This window comes from Vibrio sp. Of14-4 (assembly GCF_022347625.1).
Taxonomy (GTDB): domain Bacteria; phylum Pseudomonadota; class Gammaproteobacteria; order Enterobacterales; family Vibrionaceae; genus Vibrio; species Vibrio pristinus.
The window spans coordinates 100,660-118,193 of record NZ_JAKRGI010000005.1 but is presented as its reverse complement, the minus strand read 5'-3'; the positions used below and the strand labels follow the sequence as shown (position 1 = coordinate 118,193).

The window sequence follows — 17,534 nt, the reverse complement described above, 5'->3', positions numbered from 1 at the left end:
GGCAGGGCTTTAGAAAAAGCCCTACTTATTTAAAGTAACGTTTTAGCCAATGCATGACAGTATGAGTCTTTGAGGGTTTGGGTGTCTTTTCCAGGCCCATATAAAAACTGGCCATAAACTGAGTTCGAGTCTTATCAATGTTCAAGCTAGACAACTCGTTAAGAGTATTGGCTGTTGTTTGCGCATACTCATTAGCAAGGCTGAAGTCCATCTTTAAGTAGCCTTGAAGGTAGAGCCAAACGTGTGTGACCAGGTAAAGCATAGTGTGCTCTTGGTACTTGAATCGTTTGGCATGCCGTTCGCCAAGATTTGTATTGAGAGCCTGCCACATAGCTGTAACAGATTCCTGATTGGTATTAACCCGAGACAAGCTTTCGACGTGCGCCCTAGTTAAAACGCCAAGTAAGTGAGATTGATAGTCTTTATTGGCTTTGGCTTGTTTAACTTTTGTGAACAGTGGGGAATGTTGCTGCAAGAATTGTTGCCACAACATTGGGTGTTCTAGGATTGCTGGTAATGAAGATGCCCCTATCTTGTCGAGCGCGTTAGCAAAATCAGTCATTGGATTGCAGCGTTTCTATCTGAACTTCAAATGATCCAGAAACACAGTCAATGAAAATGCTTGTTCCACTTACCATTACAGATAGGTCCATACCTCTCTCAATTACACTTGATAGCGCTTGAATCCCCTCATTGCTGAGGCGAAAAATATGTGCGTCATATTGATATGATTTATTTTTTGTTTGTTCCCACCAAACGTCAGACTTACTTGTAAAACTAAAGATGTCTACTCGTTGTGCTAAGCGAGTTGCTTTTTTTATTCTATCTAAAGATGGCTCACCAACCTCGATCCACACAGATGTTGAGCCATCGAGGGCTTTTAGCCACAGATCAGGCTCTTCTGTTGATGATAAACCTTTGGTAAAACTCAGCTCAGGTTGATACTTGATGCAATAAGCCAGCACACGAGCCATCATACGTTCTGTGTTTTCCGACGGATGTTGAGCAATGGTTAGCTGGGTTGAGTTATACAGGTCTCTATTTGTGTCTGAAATAGACAGACGGAATTTATATATTGTTGGTTTTAGTGCCATGATTATTTGCTACACATAAAAAAATAGCCAGCGTAATGCTGGCTATTGTAAATCTATAGTACAGTTCAATTAAAGTACTTTGATGTTCTCAGCTTGAGGGCCTTTTTGACCTTGAGAAACAACAAACTCTACTTTTTGACCTTCAACTAGAGTACGGAAGCCGTCACCAGTGATAGCAGAAAAGTGAGCGAAAACGTCAGGGCCGTTTTCTTGCTGAATGAAACCAAAACCTTTAGTTTCGTTGAACCATTTAACTGTACCAGTAACAGTGTTAGACATAATGTTTATCCTTGATAAATCTTTTAAAAGCCATGACGGCAACTATAGCGTGGAAAAGGAGATTGCTATTGCGCACGACGTTACGGAAGAAATACAAGGAAATCCAACGAAACGGCGGAATAAAAACAAGAACCGTTTTCTAGCTGCCTGATAGTCTAAAGGTAAGTGGCACTAAGTCAATATAATTCATATGATAGTTTTCCATTATCAAGGTGTTTTCACTGGAAATTTGCGCTAGGTAGGGTTTCGAAAATATTACTGGTTTCGGTTTAATTAGTGTAACATTCGATATGTCGGTCGTTTTTTATATAAAACATCGCATAAATGATGTATCTATTACTACTGAGTGGTCATTTATAAAATTATGATAAGGAAATTTTATGGTCAAGAGTACCCGAAAAAAAGTTGAGAATGAAACTCAACTGGCAGATCTAGAAGTCGGTCGAGGTGAAATCCACGATAATGCGCTTAAAGCTATAGTGACTAGCAGATTATTTAAGACCCGGACAGAAAGAGCAAAGAAAGGAAGAGGAAGTTTTAATCGTAAAATGAAACATAAGGGTAAAGAGCCCTATTCAAAGGAGGCACAATCTTGCTTTCTTTTGAATAGGGCTTTTTAATAATATCGATATTCTTATCCCACTCCTTGCTTATCTTCTGAGCAGTGCCTGAATTTATTTTTATTAATCGAGATGTGTCACCTGTTAATAAAGTGTAACTTTGTGTGTTTTTTACACTTATGAATCAGCTATCTCCTCAGGTATCAAGGAATAAGAGAAAACAAGGATTTAACCAATATTTTACATCTATGTTTTGTGAGATATTTAGATGTTTTCATCATAGATTTATCACTTGAATTAGTTAAAAAGGTGATGTAAATATACAGAAAATTAGTTTTCATTAATGAAAGTAAATAGTCACAAACTATATAGAGAGTAGAACATGAAGCTTTTCCTGATTATAGTTGCATCGATATCAGCAGGAGTGCTTTCTGCAGAACACTTGCATTCTTTTATGTTGGGACTGTGTGTATCTGCTATTGCAGTTGGCAGTTGTTATTGGTTTGCTTTTCGTAGTACCCGTTTTCCTGAATTAGCGGTTTTACTCCTGATTGTCGGTTTGTTTTCTAAGCTCATCATTACTATTGCAGGTGTTGCTTGGGGTATTTCACAGGAGCTTATCTCGTCGCCGTTTGTGTTTGCCTTGTCATATTTGTTCTTCTCTTTAGTTGTGACCTACTTGTGGTTTACATATAGAGATAGCATCACCCTGAATGCTAAAATAGCCAACAATTCATAAATAACGAAACAAATTAGCATTTTAGCCACTACTATTGTGTTGCTTAAGTTGATTAGAATCAGCGCTACTTGCGCTGATTTTTTGCAATTATTTACTTATAAATCGCGCTGAATTCTCATAAATTGACAAAAGCTACTATCTAAAAGTAACTATTGGTTACAAAGCAAACACATAGCTTAGTTGTTTGTATATACTGGTACAGATAAACCGTACGAGAATTGTGACTTGAGTGGTAATGTCCCATGATAAGAGATTTTGTTTACCGATCTGCCTTGTGGTGTACGTTGGCTATAACATTTAGCGCTCATTCCGCGCCGACCATTGTCCCTGATCCCCCTTCATTACCAGCGAGGGGATATGTTCTGATTGACTATAACACTGGTGAGATATTAGTAGAGAAGAATGCTCGCACTAAATTAAACCCTGCAAGTCTAACGAAACTTATGACGGCCTATGTCGCTGGTCAAGAGGTCAAAGCAGGTAATATTACTCTTGATGATCAGGTTTTAATTAGTAAAAAAGCATGGGCAAAAAACTTCCCCGATTCGTCAAAGATGTTTATTGAAGTTGGGACCAAAGTGCCTTTGATGGACTTGTATCGAGGCCTGATTGTCCAGTCGGGTAATGATGCCAGTGTTGCTATCGCGGAGTATGTCGCAGGGAGCGAAAGCGCATTCGTGAATATGATGAATTCATGGGCAGAGACACTCGGATTAGAAAACACCTCATATAGCAATCCCCATGGCTTGGACAGCAGAGGACTTTATTCGACCCCTCTTGATATTGCTAAACTGGGTAGGGCGATTATACATGATTTACCCGACATCTACTCTTTGTATAGTGAAACATCGTACACCTACAATGGAATTACTCAGTACAATCGCAATGGCCTGTTACGTGATAGAAGCATTAACGTTGACGGTATGAAGACAGGCTATACAAGTGGTGCAGGATACAGCCTAGCAACGTCCGCGACTTATGGAAATATGAGATTGATTGCAGTTGTTATGGGAGCGAAAAGTGCAAAAAGCCGAGAGTCGGTGAGTAAGCAGCTCCTCAGTTATGGATTCCGTTTTTTTGATACTGTATCTCCAAACAAAGCGGATGATGTAGTGACTAATGCTAAAGTGTGGATGGGTGATAAAGACCAACTTCCTGTAGGAGTGAGTGATGATATTTACCTCACTCTTCCACGAGGGGATGCTGATAAGCTTGAAGCCGAAGTAGAGTTTGACCGAGAATTGGTTGCGCCAATTACCAAGGGAGAGAAAGTCGGTAGCGTTATATATAAAGTTGAAGATGAACCTTTGGTGGTAAAGGATTTAGTGGCTAAATCTGACATAAAGCAGGGTAGTGTGATTAAACGCTTGGTTGATTGGTTCAAGCGTCTTCTTTCTGGGTGGCTATGAGAGTTCAATCATAGTTCCGATTAATCTCGGACAATGTTTACCATCATCTGACATTTTGGTTAGTAAAAAGTCCATAGTTTGATTCATTCATTTGAATTAGGGGTTAACTATGGAATTTACTGAGCAAGACAGAGAGGTACTATACTCGACTTGGATGTCTAAGAAGTCAAAGATGCGCATTACTCAAATGGAGTTTGCGAAGAAGCTAGGCATTAGCCAGCTTAATTTTTCGCAGCTTCTTAGAGGAGAGCAGCCTCTAACAATGTCGTTTGTCAGTCAATTTTCTCGATTGCTTCACCTTGACCCTAAACTCACCTTTCCTTCTCTTAAACAAGCAAATGATTCGGGGCCAAAAGTTGTGTACCTGCAAAGTCGTATGAGTGTTGATGGTGAAATTCAAAACGCTTACATCGAGGGCAATCAGATTGTGGTTGAGTACGCACACACTATCGACCAAAATTAGTCGTATCCCTACCATGGCTCTCTTCTCAGTGGTATTCTATTTCCCTCATACTTCCACATACTAGAAGTGACCATGTTGGAAAAAGAGAACTTGATTAAACTAGCGAGTATTCACATGCCATTTGGCAAATATTCTGGCCGAATATTAATTGACTTGCCTGAAGAATATTTGCTTTGGTTCGATAAAAAGGGCTTTCCGAATGGTGAGCTGGGGGAGTTGCTTCAACTCTGCTTGGCACTAAAAATTGAGGGCCTGGATAGCTTAGTTAAACCTTTGAAATATAAATTTTAACAAGGGAAATGAAGGATCACGTGCTGCTTAAATTTCTCCACTCCTGGTCTGACCAATATTCATAAGACATAGATAGCAAACTCGCGTTTTATACGCCGTTTTTAATGCCTGCGTGAGTTTATCTCTATGTACAAACAATTTCTAAAAAGTAGCTGGCTACGCAATCCAGTTCCTGCTTTTAAGTTGAACATCTCTCAACTCTCTATTCTCTGCGTTTTTTTTCTAACAGCGTGTTTTGGTGATGCTAAAAATGAGCCAAAGACCGAACCACCCTTACTAGATTCACCAAGTACTGAGGTCGTTATTGCGGGGCAAGTTGAGCAGAAAGCTCCCCTTACGATCAATGGCATACCGTTAACGTCAGAAACAATTCTTGCTAAGAGGAAAGAATGGAAACAACGTCTGAAGAGTCTAAATGTTAGCGCGGGAGAGGACTCTGCAATCAGTAACTTTTCACATACGCAATTTGTAACTATGCCCAGTTATGATCATATGGGTCAGAACACAGTTATTAAATCCTCGGATCTCTTTGAGATTTATATGAATAATGTTCAAGAACAACTTGACCCCACAGAAGCGCAAACATCGGACAGTGTAGGATTAAAGAAGCTGTTCGACTTTCTGCATGATTTAGGTAGAACGTATACTGGATTGCGTTTAGATAAGTCAGGGACCACAGTGAAGGTGGTGCACTACGGACCTGATGAGTATCCTAAGGTTAGAACTCGAGATGAAAAGCGAGTAGAGCCTGCTATATTTGGTGCATTTTTACAGTTCAGCCTCGAGGAAAAAGTCGAGTTCTTACGTTTAGCATCCTATATAAAAACGGTGGAAAAAATAGGAATATCAGATGACGCCTCACCTGAAGCCATAAACCAAAAGTTAAAGAGCTATCAAAACATCGGAGCTCAATTCAACTACTCTGATATGCCCCAAGACATAAATTTTCTCCTTCAAGAAAAAGAGTCTGAATTATCAAAGAAAGAGAAAATACTTGTCACTCATAATGGTATCTCACTGGCATTGAGTACTGAAGAACCAGCGCCGATTAGCATCAGTGCAGATGTTCGTTTTCTTACAGATAAATATAATATCAATAACTTTGATGTGATTCGAGATTCACAATCACTCTCCGAGGAAAACAGGCATGAGGTCAGTGAATTTTTTAGTACTGTACTCAATAGCGATGGCCGAATTCTTATGTCTGGATACGCTATAGCTGGATTTGGCGATCTCGTGAACTTCCAGATGCTGTATAAAACCATTATTAAGAAACATCCCGAACTTAAAGATCGAATTGATGCTTATGCTCATTTTTATCGCTACTCAATCAGTAATGACACACTAGACAAATTGTTAGATAAAGATATTAAAGTGATTACTCACCAAAATGCGAATCGTCAGTGGGACCCCAATTATAGTTATCAGTTAGTTCGTGAACTAGGCAAACGTCATAACCCTCAATTTGAAATTCAATACAATGTTGGGTCAGTATACAGCGTCGTGGATAGGCCCAATGTACTTCGAGTTGGTGAGATTGGGGGGATGGCTGGAGTTAGTCAGGTCAAAGACGCATATTTTACCGGTCTTTCTCGTGGTGCTATTGGCTTTGGTATTCCATGCGCCAATACCGATATTGATAGCCCTAACGTCAAATCAACGCTAGTGGAGATTATTAGAAAGGTGCTGGGCCATGAACCCGATAGTCATGCTCCGCTATCCACGCTTATCCAAGATCACTTCGCCCTCATGATGGCTCGCGAAAACTCTCAAGTGATTAACCAAGGCCGGTTTTACAATGTAAATGATGTTCAAGATGGGCAAAACTTAAGCATAGGTAAGAGAGTTTTGGCTGAAATTTTAAAAGCTATGGCAGAGCATCCGGTGTCTGGCAGCACAATTGTTCTCGCGACAGGCAGAATTGATGCACTCCAAGAGCAAGCACAAGCCGTAGGGGTTAGCTTAGAACAACAGTCTAGTTTTTCTGTACAAGGTAGTCGTTATAAGTTGTTCGAGTTGACGACTGAAAGCGGTAACAAGGCATTTGTTGTTCAGGGCTTTTTTGATAATGCTCTAGTCAATGCTGTTATGAAAGATGCCAGTATACCGACGGTTTATTCTGGGGAAGGTTCGATGAATGAAGGTCTATCTTTCCGTGGTAAAGGATTTATGATCCCTTTCTATGATTATCAAGTGACCACATTGATTGAATCGGCTGGCATATTTGAAAAGAAAGATGCTGCTGCGTTCGAAATTGAAGTTGATGGTAATGATGAGGGTTTTCAAGATGACCCCAATAAATTGGTTAAGATCAAACCTGAAACGGATGCTCTGCTAATAAATAGTGAAGTATATGATTTAGTGAAGTTAACTTTGGATAATCGGTCTCCGCAGATGTATATGGTTACAAAGAAATCTGCTTCAGAAGTTCATCTGAAAAAGCTCGACAAGACTGACTTAGATTTTCAGGTTTTATCATCGGGCACTTCACTCCAGCATGTCTCTAACACTTACCATGCTGAAGCTACTGTATATAAGCTAGAGGTATGGGCTCAAGAGTGGCTAAAGTTGATTTACGATCGAGAGAGTTCACAGTTGAATTTAGATAAACTCGGAGAGCAAACGGCATCAATGCTGAGAGAAGAAACGATTCAAAGGGCAAATTGGTTTGATTTGTTCGATCAATTCATTGACTAAAAGTATCAATGACACCTTGTTTCTATGAGAGAAGGCTAGGGTAAGTTCCTTCTCTCATGGCTATGGTATTTCATGTTGTCTAGTTAAGAGCCTGCTTCCATATATCGCTGATAATCGTGAATTTGGAGGCCTTACTTGATAAAAAAATAAACATAATGCCTTAGTTTGAGTAAGTAATGTCTGATTTACTATGCATCAAGTTGAGTTTTTTCTGTGGTGTGTACTAGTATGACTTAAGCGCATTTATAACTATATAGCTGACTTAAATAAGCTTTTTCTAGTTTAATGATCGGTTCTGTGGTGGAGAGCGTATTGATAAAATGCACCTACTAGCGAGTAATTATCATGATTCATAACGCAATAATCAATATCACTAATCTGAGGCTTAGAACCTACATAGGTTTCAACGAAGAAGAAAAACAAAAGCAACAAGACATTATTATTAACGCAGAAATACATTATCCAGCCAATAACCTGTGCCTTAGAGATGATGTTGAGAATGCACTGAACTATAAAGTTATTTGTAAAAATATTATTCGACATGTAGAAAGTGGGCGTTTTTTGTTGTTGGAAAAACTAACCAGTGACGTACTTGGCTTGTGCGTTGATAATCCGCAGGTAAGCTTTGCTAAAGTCACTATCGACAAACCCCATGCGCTAAGATTTGCTGATTCTGTGTCTTTAACTTTGAGTTACACAAAAGAAGAGTTAAAGGGGGATTAAATGATAAGTGAAGAAGCGAAACGAGTAAAAGAGGCACTTATTGAGCAAGGTTTAGAAACCCCTATAGTAGAAAGTGATATGACGCCTGAGCAAAAGTATCAGAGGATCAAAGGGCTTCTGACTGAAGTGATCTCGGTGATGGGGCTAGATCTAAACGATGACAGCGTAGCTGAAACGCCACATCGCATTGCAAAGATGTATGTCAACGAGATTTTTTCTGGGTTAGATTATATTAACTTCCCCAAAATCACCGTTATTGAAAATAAAATGAAGGTTGATGAAATGGTAAAAGTCTCCAATATCAACCTCACATCTACCTGTGAACATCATTTTGTTACCATAGATGGGCTGGCTAAAGTTGCGTATCTACCCAAGTCTAAAGTGATTGGTCTATCTAAGATCAATCGCATAGTACGCTTTTTTGCTCAGAGACCTCAAGTTCAGGAACGTCTAACTCAGCAAATCCTTTTGGCTATTCAGACATTAACTGAGACAGATGATGTCGCAGTAACCATAGATGCAACACATTATTGCGTAAAATCCAGAGGAGTTATGGATGTGAATTCTAACACCACCACCACAGCACTCGGTGGCTGCTTTAAAACGAACCCTCAAACGCGTGCGGAGTTTCTTCAATGAGTAAAACTATCGTTATTACTGGTGTGGGCAAGCGGCTGGGGTGTGAATTGTCTAAGGCATTATTAAATGATGGATATCAAATAGTCGGCACCTATCGCACGGAATATCCATCTCTTGCTGATTTAAAAGAGCTTGGCGCTGAGCTTTATCAGGTTGATTTCTACCAGCAAAATCAAGTCGATGATTTCATCTCGCAACTGTCAATTAAATATAATGCCATAAGGGCGATTGTTCATAATGCTTCAGATTGGTCAGCCGACGATAGTGCGCATCATAACGCCGCTGAAATCATGCAACGTATGATGACGGTTCACGCCTCGGTTCCCTATCAAATGAATTTAGCGCTACAAGACAAACTCCGTGCCAGTGGTCACGCTGACGTTATTCATGTGAGTGACTATGTTGCTGAAAAAGGGAGTAAAAAACATATCGCATACGCTGCAAGCAAAGCCGCGATGAACAATATGACCTTGTCTTTTGCGTCTCTGCTGGCCCCTGAAGTAAAAGTAAATACCATCTCACCAGCATTGTTAAAATTTAATCCACATGATGGTGAGGCCTATAAAGAAAAAGCAATGGCCAAAGCTCTTTTGCCTAGGGAAGCGGGTTTTGACGAAGTGATTGAAGGGATAAAAATGCTGCTGAACAGTGGTTTTATGACAGGTAGGAACCTTCAGTTTGATGGTGGACGTCATTTGCGTTAGACAGCTACACATTACTTACCGTGTCATGTGTTGGAACCGTTAGTCACTAAAAATGTTAAAGGGTTTAAGTGGACAGCCATTTGGTGGCTGTCCTTTTTTTGTTCCGTTTGTCAGGCTCTAATCCTAGTCTGTTTTAACTCAAGTATTCTTTATTAATGGCTTTTCTTTGGGCCATTACGTACCAGTTCCTGTCCGTTTTGGAAAACGTCATCAGTGACCCATCTTGCTAATAGTAATTGATGATTATCATCCAATACAGCGACAAAGTGGCGTCCATCAGCGTTATTAGTTGCGAGGGCAATCCCCGCAATCCCTTCTAATCCAAAGCTGCCATTTTCTACAGCGATAAGGAAAGATTCTAGTTCTTCTATATTGTCAATAATACGATCATCGCTAAACATAAGGTTTATCTCTACAAGCTTCATTGAGAGTTCAATGTGAAAAGAACACACTCTAGCTATCATTATCGTTGATTTCCAGAGCTGGTGGCTTTTTCGAACACAACTTAGACTTAAAAGCTCAATATACAGTATGCTTCGTTTAGTAAGCTGTGATACCGAACTCTATTAGCTGAGCAGGAAGAGTGTCGTCAAGTTTGTCAATATCTTGGAAATCAATCTCGATCAAGTTGAACTGATGAGCTTGGTAAATAGCCTTAAGTTCTCTTTTTTCAGAATCGGTATGATTGTTATTGTCCCAATACTGGATATAAACTTTGCCGCTGGGCAGATAAAAATCACTAAGAATGTGCTCTTCAATAGGCAGTTGGCGATCGTACGCATGCACAATGCCGTTCATGTAAAGCCAGTTGTCGATTATTAGCTCACCTTTCGATCGGACATAATGCCCATCTAATGTGCGATACTTGGCCTCAAATTTTTGCCTAAAGTTTGAAAGTGATTTGTCAGTTGTGTGCTTTTCAGCCTGCTGACCTGAAAATTCACTAACAGATTGTTTGAGGCGTTTATTGTGTGCAATTGAATCATGCCATAAAGCATATTGGTTGCCTGTCTGTTTATCAATTTTTTGATAGCCACCTGCTTTCAGACCGTTGTTAGTCACTTGCCATCCGTCAGGGATTTTTTGCAACCAGCCAAGCTCTTGGAGTAGCTGATTGATTTTTTTTGCATTAAGTGAAAAGCGTTGCCCAAGTTGGGTAACACTGAGAGGTTTGCCACTGCTAGAGTCACTATCAATAAGTAAGCTTTCAGGCCAGACAATAAACTGCCCGTATTTTGGATGCTGTGCGTATTCACCGCCAAATTTTTTACCTATATCGGTCAGTATCCAAGAGTTATTATCTCGATTGACGTAACCAGCCGTTTTGAGCGTATCAAATAGCTTCTTAACTTCAGTTTTACGTAATTTAGCTAGCGCCGTAGTAGAAATCTTATCTGCCATCGTATTGTTGATTAACCACTGGTCTTGAGCAATATAGTAAGATAGATACTAACACCAAAAAGAGCAGTCGCTAAGTTATTGCACAGCATGCATGATCACAATTGATCGAGGGGTAGCGAGGAACTGTTTACCCTCGACAATTTTTCCTATGTCATAACTATGGGTATCACAGATAGTGATCCAACATTGCATCCTGTCATCTGGCAGAGTAAAACGGGCGGGTGCATTAGTTTGATTAATGCAATAAAACATTTCATTTCCTTCTTCACCTAATCCTAGGCGCAATGAGACAGCATTAAGCGTGTTCCAATCATCATGTTCTATCGCCGTGCCATCAACACGTCGCCATTCAATCTTGTTATTATGTCTTTGCTTGCCACTGAAAGCTTTAATCAGCGGCAACATAAAATGCTGCCGAGCTTCGACCATATGACTCATCCATTGTTTAAATCGATCTTTTTGTTGAGAGGGTTGCCAGTTCAGCCAGCTTAATTCGTTATCTTGGCAATAAGCATTGTTGTTACCATTTTGGCTATGTGACAGTATATCTGCTGTCAATATGTGCGGAATCCCAAAAGAAAATAATAGACTGGCCATAAAATTACGTTTTTGTTTTTCGCGTTTTTCGACAATGGCAGGATTGTCTGTCTCACCTTCTATACCATAGTTATCTGACCGGTTATCGCCATGTCCATCACGGTTTTCCTCACCATTAGCAAGATTGTGTTTTTGTCGGTAAGACACCAAGTCTTGCAAGGTGAATCCATCGTGATAAGTAATGTAATTAACGGTGAGATTATGTGGCCAGTTGGCAGCGCTGTATAAGTCTCTTGACCCCATTAAGCGTGTTGTGAATTCTTTAAGGTAACCTTGATCACCGCGCCAAAAGCTTCGTGTAATATCTCTTAGCCTATCATTGCACTCGTTCCAGCCAACTGGAAACTGTCCAACTTGATAGCCATTAGGACCAATATCCCAAGGCTCAGCAATCAGCTTTACCTGTTTTAGTATAGGGTCTTGTGCTACGGCTTTGAAAAAGGCTGATTGTGAGTTGAAGGTATCGCCTTCGCGGCCTAGGGTTGCAGCCAAATCAAAGCGAAAGCCGTCCACCTGATATTCCACAGCCCAGTATCTCAAGCTATCCATCACAAGGTTGAGGGTAGGTTGATACGACAAATCTAGCGTATTACCACACCCCGTATAGTTGGCAAACCTATCGCCATGTTTGAGGTAATAGTTGTCATCGAGAGCTTTAAGGTTAAAGATAGCGCCCTCACTACCACCCTCAGCCGTATGGTTATAGACCACATCGAGGATGACCTCTATATCGTGACGATGTAGCTCTCTAATGGCGGTTTTTAGCTCATGTACAGCATCCTTATCGGCAAAACGTGGGTCGGGGGCCATGAATACATAAGGGTTGTAACCCCAATAATTGGATAGCTCGCTTTGTAAAAGATGAGGTTCATGCATGCATGCAGCAATGGGTAACAGTTGTAAGGTATTAATATTCTGTTGCTTGTAGAATGTGATCATTGCCTCACTGACTAAGCCGAGGTAGCAACCCTGTTGGCGGCTTTCAACTTCTGGGTTCAGTCTAGTCAGCCCTTTGACATGAGTTTCAAATAACACCATTTCTTCTTTGCCTCGGAGAGGCTTTTCGACTCCTTGCCAATCGAAATTGCTATCAATGACGACGGATTTAGCGATTTGAAAACTCTTGGAAGGGGTCAGCGGAGGCATATAGTGAAGGGGTTTTTCTATCGCCCTAGCATAGGGATCAGAAATGAGATAATCACCATCTGGATGCTCAACAATAAAACCATACTTTTGACCAGCACTCACCCCTTTAATATGAGTGTGTAATATGCCCGCATAAGCATTATTTAGCGGATGTGTAGTGTATTGGTCATCTTCGCCAAATAGCGCAAGAAGCAAATTATTGTGACCGGGAGCATAAATAGAGAAATTACATCCTTCACCACATAAAGTGGCACCAAGGGGGTAAGGCTTAGAACAAGGCATAATTAACATTGCATTGATTGACGATGAATAACTGACCTAAGTAAATCTCTTTGTTGTAAGGACGTCAAGCGCCTTAGAGTTGAAAACAAAATTGTTATTAATGGTGTTTTTCTTCAGTCTTTTTATATTAATAAGTGATCCATATAGGATTATTTTCGGTTTTTAAATACATATCCAACACTTTCTCATCCCTATATTTGTGAGACAAGCCAAAAAAAATTTTGCTGTTTATTTTTCTCATCCTTTCTCATCCCCCTAAGAAATTAATCAGGGTGGAGGAAGTCAACCTTGCCTCTTATAGTTAGTCTGTCAGTAGTTAGAGCATAAGGGTTAAGGCAGTGTTCTTACCCCTTCTACCTCACTTATTAATGATTCTATTTCTGCCTTTATAGAAGCATGTAATGAGTTAGGTATAAAAATAATAAATCTTAATTGGAGTCAATAATGAAAAAAGTGAACTTAGTTGCGGTTGCAGTGGCTGCAGCACTTGCTGCTTCCCCTGCACTAGCCGTCGATTTTAATGGTTATTTTAGGGCGGGTACTGGGATTAGCGGTAACTCAGGTAGTGATGTGGCCGTTAACAAAGCTGGTATTGGTCGCTTGGGTAATGAAAACGACAACTATTATGAGTTTGGTTTTTCTGAAGAGCTAGAAACGGGTGAACAAACTTGGCGTGTTGAGTCCATGTTAAACAAAGGAGATGATGGCCAATCCGGTAGCGAAGATGGGGATATTAATGTTGCCCAATTTGCAGTTAAAGCCAAAGGCTTGATTGCCTCTGACAAAGAAGCCACCCTATGGGCTGGCAAAACCTATTATCAGCGTAAAGATATTCATATTACCGATTTTTACTTCCTCAATACGTCCGGAACAGGTGGCGGTATTGAAAACTTATCATTAGGCAATCAGAAGTTATCCGTTGCGCTTATCCAGGATGGGGAAAATGAAAATGGAGCAGGCTATATTTTCGATACGCGATTAGCCAATATTGGTATGTGGGAAGACGCATCCCTCGAACTTACATTGGCCTATAACTTCTCTAACGAGAAAGATGGGAAAAATATTGACTCTGATGACGGCCTGTTAGCATCGGCAATCTTGCACCAAAATATGAAGATTGGTTTTAACCAGACAGTACTCCAGTTCGGAACCAATGGTTATGGTTCTCAGGTCGCATCATTCGGCGCGGGTGCAGACTATAACCGCGCAAACAACGCTCAGAATGAGGCTTCTGGTTATCGCTTACTTAACTGGGGTGTTGTGAGTCTGGGGAGTGACTGGGAAATGGGCCATCAATTGGCCTTTATGGTGGGCAGTGATATAGGTGGTACTGATACAAACGATAATGCTACGTCATTTAAGTCGGATACTGACCAATTCTCGGTAGTTGTGCGCCCTATGTATAAATGGGATGACACTATGCGTACCATTTTTGAAGCTGGCGTAAACATGGGTGAGAAGATCAATTCAGCGGGCACAGCCAAAGAAGACTTTGGTAACACTAAGTTTACCGTGGCGCAAGGCTGGGCAATGGGTAATGATTTTTGGGCCCGTCCTGAACTTAGAGTGTATGGGTCATATATAACTGATACTGAAAATGACAATGCGTTTGGTACAGGAGAAGACTCTGAGTACGTTGTTGGTATCCAAGTAGAAGCTTGGTGGTAATCACTCAAATTCATTGTGCCGTATGGCTCGTCTAGTTATGATAGCCAGCAATAATAGCTGGCTATTTTTTATTGGTATTGTCGGTCAATAATAAAAATTCAAATAAGGAAGACATCATGTATTTTCGTATCTTTGCTCTTAGTAGTTGCATTGCCTTACTTGGATGCCAGTCCCCAGAGGTAGTTGAACAGATTAGTGTTGCCAATACAAAGCAGGTGACTGTGGTATCAGACCTTCAGTCTGTTCAAATGAAATTACCCAGCAATAAAAGCGTGAGTCTTACCCCAAAGTCTCAGACACTTAAATATCACGATATTGATAGCCCTGTAGCCTTGTTTGAGCTACCTGCAGATAGGGGAGAGTTTTCAATAAATATTACAAGTGAAATCGGTGAAACCGCCTTTGTGCCGAGAGCGATTATTTTGGATAAAAGTGGACGTGAGCTAGAACGCTATGGTGAAGAGGCGTTTGAATACCAACCGCCAAGGTTGGGTGCAGGAAATCGTTTGAGTGCTGAGGTAGATTTCTTTCCACCAAGAGATGTTGAAAGTGTTTACCTGCTGATCTATACCGACAGGTCTGAACTTAACAAAACGACTATGGTGACTCATCCTGCAAGATTATACGCCGAGGGAAGAGGAAACTATTTACCTGAAGTGAAAGACATTGCTATCCCAAATTCTGAATACGGCTTGGTTAATGTCTCTATTGACAGAGTTGGCTTTTTGAAACAGTTGGGTACATCAAGTTCCTTTTCTAAGTCAAACTCGCAGCCAATGGTGGCAAAAACGGTTGAAGCAGTTCAACCTGAAACCAAGAAATATTACCACCAAGCCATATCGGCAGCGGTTGCCAATGATGATCTCAACAAAGCAATTAGATTATTAGAAGAAGCAAAAGCGCTGAACGTTGAGGGAGCTCAGCAAGTCTTTGTTCAGGCAGTAGAAGACAGCAAAAGTACTTTATAATAGAAGGGCATAAACATGCAAAGAGGTTTTTCATTGATGCAAAAACCTCTTCTTATGCAGTATAACGAGTTTCTACGCCATCACACTTTGAAGTATTTTAATTGCTGAGTTAACTCTTCTGCAGTGCATGCCATGAATTGGCTGTCTTCTGCTAGCCTCTGAGAGGCTTGCAGAACGTCGTTGGCGGCCAGATTAATGCCTGAAACATTTTCATTCATCTCTGTAGCTACAGCGCTTTGCTGCTCCGATGCCGCAGCGATTTGTGCCACCATATCATTGGCGTTTTGCATTTCTGCGACGATGACATCTAATTGCTGGCGTGTTTTTTCAGAAGCAGCCACTGTCTCATCAACTCTCTCATTACTATCTTCCATAGCGGCAAAGGTTTTTCCTGCCTGCTCGATTAACTTTTCAATAGTGAGTTGGACTTCATTGGTTGAATGTTGGGTTCTTGAGGCTAAGTTGCGCACTTCATCGGCTACAACCGCAAATCCTCTTCCTTGTTCTCCAGCCCGAGCGGCTTCGATTGCAGCATTTAGAGCTAGCAAATTAGTTTGCTCGGATACTTCTCTTATCACGCTGACGACATTACTTATTTCATTGACGCCTGCTTGAAGGTCGGTCACTAAGCCATGGGCAGTTGAAATATTTTGTGAAACGTCAGCAATTGAATCAGAGGTCATCTGCATGGTTCGATCATTTTGGCGAGCATGCTCGACCACACGATTTGAGCTAGCAGCAGTGTTCTCAGCATTATTTGCCACATCTGAAATGGTTGCGCTCATCTCTGTCATTGCAGTAGAGAGCAATTCCAGCTGAGTATATTGAGTATTGACGCTGGTTGAAGCCTCTTCACTAGCTTGGGCAATATTGCTTGCCATGTGGCTTGACTGCTCGGCAGATTGATGAGCGGTACGCAACGTTTCTTGGAGCTTTCCAATCGTAATGTCAATCTGCTTACTCATGTCCCCAAGTTCGTCTTTTCTCGACATATTGATGCGAGAACGCAGATCACCTTCGGCAATTTTGTGAGTGTGGAGAATAAGCTTGCGTAGTGGGGTAATGATATTGTTTGATATCAGGTAGCCCATTCCCAGTAGTATCAAGGATAACAAGCTGGCGACGAGTGCTTCTTTCATGACGAGGTTATAGAAAGCCTGCTCTATATCAGAAACTAAGATACCTGAGCCGATTATCCAGCCCCATTCTGGGAACAATTGTACGTAAGATATTTTATTTTTTAGTGTGCTGTCAGGACTTCGCCATTGATAATCAAGAAATCCCTTACCTGCTGGGGTTTGAGAAATAGTTACCATCTCACGCCAGTGGTATTTACCTGCACCATCACGAAGCATGGAGGCGGTTTTGCCGTTAAGTTCTGGTTTTAAAGGGTGTGATACAACCGTTAGGTTTTGGTCTAGCACCCAGAAATAGTTTGAACCATCATAGCGTAGCGCGTTAATAGCCTTCAAAGCTCTTTGTTTCGCGACGTCAAAGCCGATGGTGGAACCTTGGTCATAGTAATGTTGGACTAAACTCATCGTGGCTTCTACCTGAGAACTGAGTTTATTCTCTCGCTCGGCTAATGATGTTTGCTTTTGCAAAAGCAAATTATACAGACATGCCATAGCAATAAAAATGATCGCTAGAGTAACGATCGCCCCCAATTTATAAGTGATACTTAAGTTGCTGAGTTTCATCATTAAGCCGTTTGTTGAGAAGTCTTATGGCTAGGCTATTGCTCGCTCTACTTTCACAAATTGATTTTAATCATGAATACTATCATTTCACCTTGTTGCATATCTGTTTGTGAAATAAATTAGTATCAGCTTTGATTTTGGATTGTTCTGACTGTCGGCCAGGTTTGAAGAATT

At 40.8% G+C, this 17,534-nt stretch carries 18 protein-coding genes; 11 read left to right on the top strand and 7 right to left on the bottom strand.

Going from position 1 to position 17,534, the window contains the following annotated elements; translation table 11 throughout:
* Positions 1 to 25: 25 nt before the first annotated feature.
* The 3 genes from MHN79_RS07110 to MHN79_RS07100 form a co-directional block, all read right to left on the bottom strand.
* A complete protein-coding gene (locus tag MHN79_RS07110; protein ID WP_239172292.1) occupies positions 26 to 562 on the bottom strand; it encodes a hypothetical protein in 537 nt (178 codons plus the stop codon).
* The gene (locus MHN79_RS07105; protein WP_239172291.1) at positions 555 to 1,094 is read right to left on the bottom strand and encodes a YaeQ family protein; all 540 of its coding nucleotides are present in this window, start codon (positions 1,092 to 1,094) and stop codon (positions 555 to 557) included. Before MHN79_RS07105 ends, MHN79_RS07110 begins: the two co-directional genes overlap by 8 nt.
* A 69-nt stretch (positions 1,095 to 1,163) precedes the next feature.
* Complete coding sequence (locus tag MHN79_RS07100; protein ID WP_038204438.1) at positions 1,164 to 1,373, bottom strand: cold-shock protein; 210 nt, start codon at positions 1,371 to 1,373, stop codon at positions 1,164 to 1,166.
* A 380-nt stretch (positions 1,374 to 1,753) separates the two neighbouring features.
* Here MHN79_RS07100 and MHN79_RS07095 point away from each other — a divergent pair, with 380 nt between their 5' ends.
* The 9 genes from MHN79_RS07095 to folM all read left to right on the top strand — a co-directional run bounded on the left by MHN79_RS07095 (position 1,754) and on the right by folM (position 9,598).
* A complete protein-coding gene (locus tag MHN79_RS07095) occupies positions 1,754 to 1,993 on the top strand; it encodes a ribosome alternative rescue factor ArfA (RefSeq protein WP_160930540.1) in 240 nt (79 codons plus the stop codon).
* Positions 1,994 to 2,315: 322 nt separating this feature from the next.
* On the top strand, positions 2,316 to 2,672 hold the full coding sequence (locus MHN79_RS07090; protein WP_239172290.1) for an NADH:ubiquinone oxidoreductase: 357 nt from the start codon (positions 2,316 to 2,318) through the stop codon (positions 2,670 to 2,672).
* Positions 2,673 to 2,914: 242 nt separating this feature from the next.
* Entirely contained in the window at positions 2,915 to 4,081 is a 1,167-nt protein-coding gene (locus MHN79_RS07085; protein WP_239172289.1) for a D-alanyl-D-alanine carboxypeptidase family protein, read from the top strand.
* 109 nt (positions 4,082 to 4,190) lie between these two features.
* On the top strand, positions 4,191 to 4,544 hold the full coding sequence (locus MHN79_RS07080; RefSeq protein ID WP_160930546.1) for a helix-turn-helix transcriptional regulator: 354 nt from the start codon (positions 4,191 to 4,193) through the stop codon (positions 4,542 to 4,544).
* A gap of 72 nt (positions 4,545 to 4,616) precedes the next feature.
* Positions 4,617 to 4,835 (top strand): DUF3820 family protein, encoded by a 219-nt coding sequence (locus tag MHN79_RS07075; protein WP_239172288.1) that lies wholly within the window; start codon positions 4,617 to 4,619, stop codon positions 4,833 to 4,835.
* A gap of 126 nt (positions 4,836 to 4,961) precedes the next feature.
* The gene (locus MHN79_RS07070; protein WP_239172287.1) at positions 4,962 to 7,532 is read left to right on the top strand and encodes a hypothetical protein; all 2,571 of its coding nucleotides are present in this window, start codon (positions 4,962 to 4,964) and stop codon (positions 7,530 to 7,532) included.
* Positions 7,533 to 7,877: 345 nt separating this feature from the next.
* Entirely contained in the window at positions 7,878 to 8,255 is a 378-nt protein-coding gene (folX, locus tag MHN79_RS07065) for a dihydroneopterin triphosphate 2'-epimerase (RefSeq protein ID WP_239172286.1), read from the top strand.
* On the top strand, positions 8,256 to 8,894 hold the full coding sequence (folE, locus tag MHN79_RS07060; protein WP_239172285.1) for a GTP cyclohydrolase I FolE: 639 nt from the start codon (positions 8,256 to 8,258) through the stop codon (positions 8,892 to 8,894).
* Positions 8,891 to 9,598, top strand: a complete 708-nt coding sequence (gene folM, locus MHN79_RS07055) for a dihydromonapterin reductase (protein ID WP_239172284.1) — start codon at positions 8,891 to 8,893, stop codon at positions 9,596 to 9,598. The genes folE and folM overlap by 4 nt, the downstream gene beginning before the upstream one ends.
* A gap of 152 nt (positions 9,599 to 9,750) precedes the next feature.
* On the opposite strand, the gene MHN79_RS07050 is transcribed toward folM, so the two are convergent.
* From MHN79_RS07050 to glgX, 3 genes are all read right to left on the bottom strand, one after another.
* Positions 9,751 to 9,999 carry a hypothetical protein gene (locus MHN79_RS07050; protein WP_239172389.1) on the bottom strand — a complete coding sequence of 83 codons (249 nt, stop codon included), beginning with the start codon at positions 9,997 to 9,999 and terminating at the stop codon, positions 9,751 to 9,753.
* A 139-nt stretch (positions 10,000 to 10,138) separates the two neighbouring features.
* A complete protein-coding gene (locus MHN79_RS07045; protein ID WP_239172283.1) occupies positions 10,139 to 10,999 on the bottom strand; it encodes a glycerol kinase in 861 nt (286 codons plus the stop codon).
* 75 nt (positions 11,000 to 11,074) lie between these two features.
* Positions 11,075 to 13,024: a glycogen debranching protein GlgX gene (gene glgX, locus MHN79_RS07040; protein WP_239172282.1), complete on the bottom strand. Its 1,950-nt coding sequence runs from the start codon at positions 13,022 to 13,024 to the stop codon at positions 11,075 to 11,077.
* Between the two features lie 444 nt (positions 13,025 to 13,468).
* Here glgX and lamB point away from each other — a divergent pair, with 444 nt between their 5' ends.
* Together lamB and MHN79_RS07030 are read left to right on the top strand one after the other, a co-directional pair.
* Positions 13,469 to 14,692, top strand: a complete 1,224-nt coding sequence (lamB, locus tag MHN79_RS07035; protein ID WP_239172281.1) for a maltoporin LamB — start codon at positions 13,469 to 13,471, stop codon at positions 14,690 to 14,692.
* Between the two features lie 116 nt (positions 14,693 to 14,808).
* Positions 14,809 to 15,660, top strand: a complete 852-nt coding sequence (locus tag MHN79_RS07030) for a MalM family protein (RefSeq protein WP_239172280.1) — start codon at positions 14,809 to 14,811, stop codon at positions 15,658 to 15,660.
* Between the two features lie 80 nt (positions 15,661 to 15,740).
* On the opposite strand, the gene MHN79_RS07025 is transcribed toward MHN79_RS07030, so the two are convergent.
* Positions 15,741 to 17,360 carry a methyl-accepting chemotaxis protein gene (locus tag MHN79_RS07025; RefSeq protein ID WP_239172388.1) on the bottom strand — a complete coding sequence of 540 codons (1,620 nt, stop codon included), beginning with the start codon at positions 17,358 to 17,360 and terminating at the stop codon, positions 15,741 to 15,743.
* Positions 17,361 to 17,534: the final 174 nt, after the last annotated feature.